Source organism: Mycobacterium sp. (genome assembly GCF_032159765.1).
In the GTDB taxonomy this organism is placed as follows: Bacteria; Actinomycetota; Actinomycetes; order Mycobacteriales; family Mycobacteriaceae; genus Mycobacterium.
The window spans coordinates 1-2,892 of record NZ_JAVHWM010000226.1; the positions used below are offsets into that span (position 1 = coordinate 1).

General features: G+C 66.0%; 4 protein-coding genes. All 4 read right to left on the bottom strand.

The annotated features are described in order from the left end of the window. On the bottom strand, positions 1–560 hold a 560-nt coding region (locus QOH60_RS28390; RefSeq protein WP_526425228.1), incomplete at its 3' end, for an RNA pseudouridine synthase. Then, positions 557–1,471, bottom strand: a complete 915-nt coding sequence (locus tag QOH60_RS28395; RefSeq protein WP_526425229.1) for a class I SAM-dependent methyltransferase — start codon at positions 1,469–1,471, stop codon at positions 557–559. The genes QOH60_RS28390 and QOH60_RS28395, both read right to left, overlap by 4 nt. Positions 1,472–1,474: 3 nt before the next feature. Next, on the bottom strand, positions 1,475–2,314 hold the full coding sequence (locus tag QOH60_RS28400; protein ID WP_526425230.1) for a methyltransferase: 840 nt from the start codon (positions 2,312–2,314) through the stop codon (positions 1,475–1,477). A gap of 59 nt (positions 2,315–2,373) precedes the next feature. Next, positions 2,374–2,892, bottom strand: a 519-nt coding sequence (locus QOH60_RS28405; RefSeq protein WP_526425231.1) for a YncE family protein, incomplete at its 5' end; no start/stop codon positions are given.

The window sequence follows — 2,892 nt, forward strand, 5'->3', positions numbered from 1 at the left end:
GTCACGAAAGCGCGGGTCGGCGACACTATTTCCATCGGCACAGGCAGCAGCGGCGTCGTTTCGCTCTCCAGCATCAATTCGCCGGACGCAAAGATTTTCTCCTCGCCGCCGCGCAGCGGCCTGTCGAGCGTGACGTCATAGTGCTTGGTGACGTTGCTGCGCGGCGAAATGATCTTGTGCAGCAGCGCGCCGTCATCGGTCAGCAGCAGCAGGCCGGAGGTGTCCTTGTCGAGGCGGCCGACGGTCGAGATCGCCGGTTCGCGCGCGCGCCAGCGTTCCGGCAGCAGGGAGTAGACCAGCGGCGGCTCTTTGTGGGAGCAGGTGACGCCGATGGGCTTGTTCATCACCACCACCACGCCCGGCGGCGGATCGAGCGGCTCGTCGTCGACGGTCATGCGCGATGACAAATCCGGCGTGATCGCGATGCGCTGGTCGCTGTCTTCCAACGTAACGCCGTCCAGCGTCACCAGCCCCATCACGACCAGCCGCTGCACCTCGCGGCGTGAGCCGTAGCCCAGATTGGCGAGCAGGCGGTCGAGCCGCAATGTCGCTTTGCTCACTTGTGCGCCTCGTAGATCTTGTAACCGCCTGTTTCGATTGTCAGATCGACGCGCTTGAACAACGGCTTCATGGCACCTTCATACGGCAAATGGCGGTTGGCGGTCAGCCAACAAACGCCGCCCGGGCGTAGCGCCTCGGCGGCGCGCTTGACGAAGTTGAGAGCAAGCCCGCGGTCTTCCGTACCAGCGTCGTGAAATGGCGCGTTCATCACGACGAAGTCGAGCGCGGCGAGATCGGGGTTGGGATCGCGGACGTCGATCCACCGGAAGCTCAGGCGGGCATCGTCGAGATTGCGCTGCGCAGCTTGAACCGCACGGCGGTCGATATCGACAAGCGTGAGCTGCGCGACCTTGGGCGAGGCCAGCACCGCGCGCGCCAGCACGCCGACGCCGCAGCCGAAGTCGGCGCCACGCCCGCTCAGCGCGGGTAAGTGCTGCAGCAACAACGCGCTGCCGGGGTCGATACGGTCCCAACTGAAGACGCCGGGCTGCGACCAGAGGCCGAAGTCCGGCAAAAGCTGCGGGCCGCCGGCCGCAAGCGCTTCGTCGATGGCGGTGAGGCGGTCGGGCCGTTTGCAGGTGACGATGCGATGATGCCGCCGCGCGGTTTCCTCGGTCATGCAGCCGAAGGCTTGCAGTTCCTTGCGCAGCCGCGTGCCGCCCTGGTCTTTGGGCGCCAGCGCAACAACAGTGCTGCCCGGTGCCACGGCGCGCAAGGCGAGGGCGAGGGTGTAGCGGCGCTCGAGCGTGCCCGGCGGCGCGAGTATCGTCATGGAAGCGAGGCTGCCGTCGGCTTGCGACACCAATTCCGAAGCGCCGGGCATCAGTGGCGAAAACTGGATCGCGTCGCGCGGCGTCTCGACCACATCCGCCGGCGGCTTGCCATAAATGCCCGCGACGTTCGCGACCATGCGCTAGGCAGCCATCACGTCGAGCAGCGCCGGCTTGACGCCGAGCTGGTCGATCAGCCGGTTGAGTTCACCGCGCGCCTGCGCGTTGCTGCGCTGGTGCCGCTCGGCCAGGATCAACTCGTTCTTCATCGTATGTTCGAGGCCGGTAAATTCCGTGACGCGCACTTTGTAGCCGTGCGATTCCAGCACCAGGCCGCGAATCACGTTCGTCACATGCGCGCCGAACTCGCGGCGCTGGATCGGATGCCGCCACAACTGGCGCAGCGGCCCGGATTGGCCCTCCAGCAGCCGCGCCACTTCGGCCTGACAGCACGGCACCAGCGCAATCGTCTTGGCCTCATGGCGCAGCGCGAAGCGGATGGCGTCGTCGGTCGCGGTGTCGCAAGCGTGCAGCGCGGTGACCATGTCGGCCCGGCCGCCCGGCAGGCTTGCCTCGGCGATGGGCGCGGCGATGAACTGCATGCGCTCGAAGCCAGATTGCGCCGCCAGCGCGCGTGACGACTCGACCAGTCTGTCGCGCGCCTCGACGCCGACGACACTGCCGCGTCCGGCCGGGCCGAGCACCAGATCGTAGAGGATAAACCCGAGATAGGATTTGCCGGCGCCGACGTCGGCGATCACCGGCTCGCCATCGTCCTTGAGCAGGTGCTCCAGCGTCGGCCGCAGCAACTGGGCGAGGTGCAGCACCTGCGTCAGCTTGCGCCGCGAATCCGCGTTCAGCGTCGCTTCGCGCGTCAGAATGTGCAGCGCCTGCAGCAATGGCACGGATTTCTCAGGCGTCTGGCTCGGCCAGAGCTTCGCCCAGGTTTCCCGTTCTTTGGCGGCTTTGGCTTCACGCGTCATTTAAGGCTCTCCCGCTGCCTATCTAGCGGGGTGCGTGCCCAGTTGCCAGTTCGGGGGGCCTAGAAAAAGCCCACAGATTCGCAGCCGGTGCCGACCTGGAAGCTCTGCTTCACGCGGCGGCCCGGAATATCGATGACGTGCATCGAGCCGTCTCCCTGGCAGCCGACGAACAATTCGTCGCCGCGGAAGGCGAAGTCCATCGGCTGGTTGCCGACCGGGATCGCGGTTTGGGCGCCGAACGACGCATCGATGATGTGCAGCATGTTGCTGTTCAGATTGCTGACAACGAGGAGCTTTCCATCCGGCGAGTAGCGCGCGATCTGCGCCGGCTTCTCGTCGCTCACGGCAATGACGGTCTTGCCGTCGCTGGAGACGGCGATGCCGGCCAGCGCCTGCGGCGTCTTGATCTGGCCGAGCAGCTTGCGGTTCGGCAGGTCGATCACCGACACGGACGCGTCTTCCTCGTTGTCGGTGTAGAGCCGCTGGCCGTCCGCCGCGATGCAAAGGCGATGGCCATTGGTTGAGCCGGAATCGATCGCATAGACCATCTTGTTGTTTTTCGGATCGATCGCCGCGAC

What these genes read in the sequence shown, in the direction of transcription:
- QOH60_RS28400 (WP_526425230.1), bottom strand. Translation starts at nt 2,314, where the DNA reads ATGACGCGTGAAGCCAAAGCCGCCAAAGAACGGGAAACCTGGGCGAAG.
- QOH60_RS28395 (WP_526425229.1), bottom strand. Translation starts at nt 1,471, where the DNA reads ATGGTCGCGAACGTCGCGGGCATTTATGGCAAGCCGCCGGCGGATGTG.